The sequence below is a fragment of the Alteromonas sp. AMM-1 genome (assembly GCF_047290655.1).
Lineage (GTDB): Bacteria > Pseudomonadota > Gammaproteobacteria > Enterobacterales > Alteromonadaceae > Alteromonas > Alteromonas mangrovi.
Window position 1 is genome coordinate 1 of record NZ_JBLBUE010000198.1, and the last position, 5,866, is coordinate 5,866.

5 protein-coding genes are annotated in these 5,866 nt (G+C 43.8%); 2 read left to right on the forward strand and 3 right to left on the reverse strand.

Features of this window, described 5'->3' with window-relative positions; all coding sequences use genetic code 11:
- The first annotated feature begins 138 nt into the window (after positions 1–138).
- A complete protein-coding gene (locus ACLR2L_RS18285; RefSeq protein ID WP_413370230.1) occupies positions 139–294 on the forward strand; it encodes a hypothetical protein in 156 nt (51 codons plus the stop codon).
- A 206-nt stretch (positions 295–500) separates the two neighbouring features.
- Positions 501–1,037, forward strand: coding sequence for a hypothetical protein (locus ACLR2L_RS18290; RefSeq protein ID WP_413370232.1), 537 nt, complete (start codon positions 501–503; stop codon positions 1,035–1,037).
- A gap of 129 nt (positions 1,038–1,166) precedes the next feature.
- Here the strand turns inward: ACLR2L_RS18290 and ACLR2L_RS18295 are convergent, their stop codons facing one another.
- From ACLR2L_RS18295 to ACLR2L_RS18305, 3 genes are read right to left on the reverse strand one after another with little or no spacing between them, the layout of a single operon-like run.
- On the reverse strand, positions 1,167–1,406 hold the full coding sequence (locus ACLR2L_RS18295) for a VF530 family DNA-binding protein (protein WP_140955968.1): 240 nt from the start codon (positions 1,404–1,406) through the stop codon (positions 1,167–1,169).
- A 47-nt stretch (positions 1,407–1,453) separates the two neighbouring features.
- Entirely contained in the window at positions 1,454–3,469 is a 2,016-nt protein-coding gene (gene uvrB, locus ACLR2L_RS18300) for an excinuclease ABC subunit UvrB (protein ID WP_140955969.1), read from the reverse strand.
- Between the two features lie 11 nt (positions 3,470–3,480).
- Positions 3,481–4,842, reverse strand: a complete 1,362-nt coding sequence (locus tag ACLR2L_RS18305; RefSeq protein ID WP_413370235.1) for an MATE family efflux transporter — start codon at positions 4,840–4,842, stop codon at positions 3,481–3,483.
- Between the last annotated feature and the right edge of the window lie 1,024 nt (positions 4,843–5,866).

Below are 5,866 nucleotides of genomic sequence, written 5' to 3' on the forward strand. Positions count from 1 at the left end.
GTTTTAATGAGTGCATGAGTAATACCCGGACACTGCCAGGAAACGGTGAACTTAAATATACAGCTGCATAGACAGGCGCCCACATTGCAGCACAAGCAACGCATTTAGCTATATGAGACGTAACCGGCCATTGTAAGCTTGCCCGATAACACGGTAATCGATCTGAGAGTTCAGGAAGACCACGAATACACGCTGGTTATCCAAACTACCGATGGCAAATTGAATAACGCTTATGAAGTGAATGGCAAAAACATAACATTTGAAGAGCAGGCAAACCAGTGCTGTTTGTGGTAAAGAAAAGTGAAGATTTCAGTTTTGAATCAAAACTAATTAATAGAAAACTACTCACCAAGGGTGATTGGTAAAATCGCGAGCTAGTCCTGAGGCGCTAAGTTCAAAAGATAGTCGGAAAATAAGTCAGTATCTACTTGTTTTTAATATAAAATAAACAATGTCACGGTATGGAAATTACCTCCTGTTAGGTAAAAGTAAGGAACACTATGCTTATATATCAGCCACCTAAGTCAAGTTTGTGGGGACATTCTCTAGGCAAAAAGCACTTTTCAGTTATTGGCGAAAGAATAGAATCATTCACTACTGACACAATTGAAGATCCGCAATGCAAAGGTGGTTACATTTCTATTTTGCCCACAGGTTTTGGTAAACCACTGCCACAAGATGTATTTGAAAAATTTGAAAATTATATAGGCAGTAAGTTGGTAAGAGGATATTCCAAACTAGATGAACCTCAATGCAATCTGGCATTAGAGCTGGCTTTAGTCATGTCCAGCGCAACTAAACTAAAATCTCAGATTCGGATCGCAAAGAAAATAGAATTCCAAAAATGGCTGCTTGACGGTGAATGCATAACCACACCTGACACATCCAATATAACCTGGATATTAGGCACAACATGTTCAGTTTCTACCAGTCTATATTTTTCTTCGGATGCAGAATTTAAAGGTTTTTCTGAACTGCTTGTTAAACACAGTTTATGTAAACTAAACCCTAAATACTTAAAAACACAGAAGCCGTGATTCAGGCGAGTCTTTAAATCGAATAAGTAAGCACTTTATTCAGGATATTATTTAGTCCCGATAGACCCAAAAAGCTTTAATTGTCATCCACCTGCATTTAAATAGCAGGCTTCACCAAACAAAACCCGCCTATTGCCGCCAGGGTGACGTTTCAACAAACGTGGCGATATACAGCTGTTCTACCTTATCTCGCGCCCATTGTGTTTTACGCAAAAATTTGAGCGACGACTTAACTGACGGATCGCTCTTAAAGCAATTGACATTCACCCTTGCCGCCAGGCCATCCCAACCGTAATGTGCTTGTAATCGGGTAACAATGTTTTCCAGCGTAACGCCATGCAGCGGGTTGTTTTGTTGTGCTTTAGTCATGTTAAATATTTCTCAATTGTGGGTATATGTCTTTGCCAAACAATCCCTTAAGACAACGACACTACCTGCTTGCGAAGCTGTTCAATTTCATCGCGCAACGATGCTGCTTTTTCAAACTCAAGCTCACGTGCGTACTCAAACATCTCTTTTTCCAATTCACCAATTCTGCCCATAATTTCGGTAGCAGAGGCAGCTTTGGCGGCCTGTTTGGATTCGGCCACCTTGCGAAGTTTAATTTTACCTGCCTGTGGCGCAACAGAATCGCCCAAATCCATAATATCGGTAATGGGTTTATTCAGGCTTTGTGGCGTCAGTCCATTCGCTTCATTGTGCGCTATTTGCTTGGCGCGCCGGCGTTCTGTTTCGTCAATGGCTTTGCGCATTGATTTAGTAATGGTGTCGGCATAAAGAATGGCTTTACCATTAATATGCCGTGCGGCACGGCCAATGGTTTGTATTAACGACTTCTCTGCACGCAGGAAACCTTCTTTATCGGCATCCAGAATGGCTACTAACGAGACCTCTGGCATGTCCAGACCTTCCCGTAACAGGTTAATCCCCACCAGCACATCAAACTTGCCAATACGAAGATCGCGGATGATCTCAATACGTTCAACCGTATCAATATCTGAGTGCAGGTAACGCACTTTCACACCGTGCTCATTAAGGTACTCGCTGAGGTCTTCTGCCATGCGTTTGGTAAGCGTGGTTATCAGTACCCGCTCGTTTACAGCAACCCGCAATTGTATTTCAGATAACACATCGTCAACCTGAGTTGCTACGGGTCGAACTTCAAGTACGGGATCCAACAATCCTGTGGGCCGCACTACCTGCTCCACCACTTCACCGTCAGACTTTTCAAGCTCGTAATTTCCCGGGGTAGCAGATACGTAGATAGTTTGCGGTGAAATGTGCTCAAACTCTTCAAATTTGAGCGGCCGGTTGTCCAGCGCAGAGGGCAACCGGAAACCGTATTCCACCAGCGTTTCTTTACGTGAACGGTCACCCTTGTACATCGCACCTATCTGCGAGACGGTAACATGGGATTCGTCGATAAACAGTAAGCCATCGGCCGGAAAATAATCCAGTAATGTTGGAGGCGGCTCACCAGGCGCGCGGCCAGACAAATAGCGCGAGTAGTTCTCAATACCCGAGCAATAGCCCAGCTCCATCATCATTTCAATATCGAACTGTGTTCGCTGACTGATGCGCTGTTCTTCCAGCAGCTTATTCACACTTAACAATTGTTTCTTGCGGTCGGACAGTTCCACTTTAATGCTTTCAATGGCCTCCAGAATTTTTTCCCGGGGCGTTACATAGTGGGTTTTAGGAAATACCGTTGCCCGCACCACATTTTTGTCTATCGAACCCGTTAGCGGATCGAACAAGCTAATACGGTCGATTTCTTCGTCAAACAATTCTACCCGTACCGCCTGCTTTTCTGAGTCTGCAGGGAAGATATCAATCACATCACCGCGCACACGAAACGTGCCACGCTCAAAAGCCAGGTCGTTGCGCTTGTATTGTAGCTCTGCAAGGCGACGCAAAATATCGCGCTGATTAATCGTATCGCCCTGGCGCAAATGCAGCAGCATTTTCATGTAAGATTCGGGATCGCCCAAACCATAAATGGCCGACACGCTGGCCACAATAACAACATCGCGGCGTTCCATTAGTGCTTTGGTTGCCGACAATCGCATTTGCTCGATATGATCGTTTATTGACGCATCTTTCTCAATAAAGGTATCAGTACTGGGCACATAAGCTTCAGGCTGATAATAATCGTAGTAAGACACAAAGTACTCTACGGCATTATTGGGAAAGAACTCTTTCATTTCGCCGTATAACTGGGCAGCCAGGGTTTTATTGTGTGCCAATACCAGAGTTGGGCGTTGTAACTGGTTTATAATATTCGCCATGGTGAAGGTTTTCCCCGACCCTGTAACCCCAAGCAGAGTCTGGTGGGCAAGACCACTCTCCAATCCGTCTACCAGGGAAGCAATCGCCTTAGGCTGATCACCAGCGGGTTGATATTTGGATACCAGTTCAAAACCTTTCGTCATGCTGTTACCTGCTAATCAGTTTGAGTTTGTAAAACACGTAAAGAGCGGCGGAACCAATACATCGACACCATTGCCATGCAAAGGTTAGCTGCCACTGCGCCCGCAAAAATGCCGGTTAGGCCAAATGCCCAACCCATTGCTACTGTTGTAGGTACGAAGAATACAAATAAGCGGATGATACTTAACGTTAATGCAGACATGGGCAGGTGACACGCATTTAACGATGAGTTGGTGAGAATAATGATCCCTTGTAATCCATAACCAAAAGGTACAATAAGCAGGAATAATTGGATTAGATCTGCTACCGCCTGCTCTTTAGCAAATAATGACGCAATAACTCCAGACAGCAGCCAAAGCAAAATACTCAGCAACAACTGCCAGCCCATCACAAATTTTACTGACGTCCAGTATGCCTGTTTTACCCGGTCAAATTTGTTTGCGCCCAAATTCTGGCTTACGAAAGGGGGTAACGTCATCGACAATGCCAGCACCACGATGGTGGTAAACGATTCCAGCCGGCTTCCCACCCCCCAGGCTGCAACCGCTTCTTCACCATAGCCAGACACGACTCGCGTCAGAATAGCGCCAGCAATGGGCGTTAACATATTCGCGCCCGCCGCAGGCAGCGCTATATGCAAAATGGAGCGGCTACTAACCATAAACTCTGAGGGCGTGAGCAATCGCGGTAAAATATACCCCCGTTGTTTTGCCAGTAGATACAATATCCATACTGAACACACGATCCAGGATATGAGAGTAGCTAACGCGGCACCACCAATTCCCATTGCAGGGATTGGCCCCACCCCAAAAATAAGAATGGGATCGAGTACCGCATTAATACCTCCACCGGTAGCCATTATCACGCTGGGTGTTTTGGTATCGCCTCTGGCTCTCAGAACACTATTCCCCACCATCGGAATAGCCAGGAAAACCGACGCAAAGTACCAGATATACATATAATCCTGAATGAATGGCATCAGGTTGTCGGTAGCGCCGAGTAAAGAAAAAACCGGCGCAACGGTAAAGCCGCCGATTACCGCAAGAATGCCCACTAATAATGAAGATAACATTATTGCACCGGAGCCTGTTTCTCTGGCGTTATCCTGATTCCCCTGCCCGGCTAACTTTGCAATCACGGCAGACGTGCCCACCCCTAAACCTATATTCAGGCTAATAAGCGTGAACGTCACCGGGAAGGTAAAACTGATGGCCGCCAGAGGCTCAGTGCCAAGCAAACTCACAAAAAACGTGTCTACCAGCCCAAAACTCATCATCATGATCATGCCAACGATCATAGGCACCGTCATGCTTTTCAGTGTCTGGCTTATGTCGCCATTTATTAAATCTCTTGACCGGTTGTTGGCTGCTGACATGGTTTTAATCACACGTTACGGGATGAACAGCACGGCAAATGCTGACGCATTGCTATCTGATCATACGGTGGTTTAGGGTAAAGGATTTATTGTACTGGACTGCTGTAAATAACAACAGTATTTTATCGTGAAATTAATATAGCGTGCGGAATAACGCTATTCATCGCATTTTTATCAATTACACCATCAATAACGGAATCTTATTTATTCCAATAAAACTAAAAAGGCGGGGTATTAGCAATTTATGCCACCGATAGCGCAATTAACTTATTCTGCGCACAATATTCGGCCCATATAGCACGAGCTCGAGAAGGCTACTGCGGAGTGACGCCCCTACTTTTGTGTAAACAGCTTGTTAAACTGTCGATTTTTCAGACCAACTGGTGAATCAGTAACACACAAGCCAAATACTGATCATTTTGGTGCATAAAACATTGACACTTTGTTACACACTTGTGCAAAAACAATAAATTTAATAAATTAATCATATACTTAAACAAGATAAAAGATGACAGCTTTGTGACGCTTTTTTGACAACCCGTACGCGTGACTCGCTTTGAAACACATCTATCAACATAGTTATCCACAGAATTCGTGGATAACTCTTAAAGGCCCAGTATTGGCGCGGCTTTACAGCAGATCACCAAAATTTTATGTAAGTGATGACTAACCTTCTAACTTCACACAATCGGTCTCACAGGCACTAAAAGCTGTACATACGAACAGTGTTCAACGTTTTTTTAATAGCTTTTAGCTATAATTATTCTATCTTTTATTCTTTTATCTATTTTTAATTAAAAAACGATAAATATGCACAATACTAAAACTATATTTTTCATAGCATTAGCTTAACTTTAATTTAGTAAAGCATAAAAAATAGCCAGTTAGGGGCAGTTTTGTATTAAAGATCGCCAAAATGACATTTTTTAACCAAACGAAATAAAAATATAACGAAGTATATTGACACATCATCGTTACCTCATTAATATTCGCAGCCGTTGAAACACAGGTCCCCCTTAGCTCA

Coding starts and splice junctions, on each gene's coding strand:
- ACLR2L_RS18290 (WP_413370232.1), top strand. CDS start 501: ATGCTTATATATCAGCCACCTAAGTCAAGTTTGTGGGGACATTCTCTA.
- uvrB (WP_140955969.1), bottom strand. CDS start 3,469: ATGACGAAAGGTTTTGAACTGGTATCCAAATATCAACCCGCTGGTGAT.
- ACLR2L_RS18305 (WP_413370235.1), bottom strand. CDS start 4,842: ATGTCAGCAGCCAACAACCGGTCAAGAGATTTAATAAATGGCGACATA.
- ACLR2L_RS18295 (WP_140955968.1), bottom strand. CDS start 1,406: ATGACTAAAGCACAACAAAACAACCCGCTGCATGGCGTTACGCTGGAA.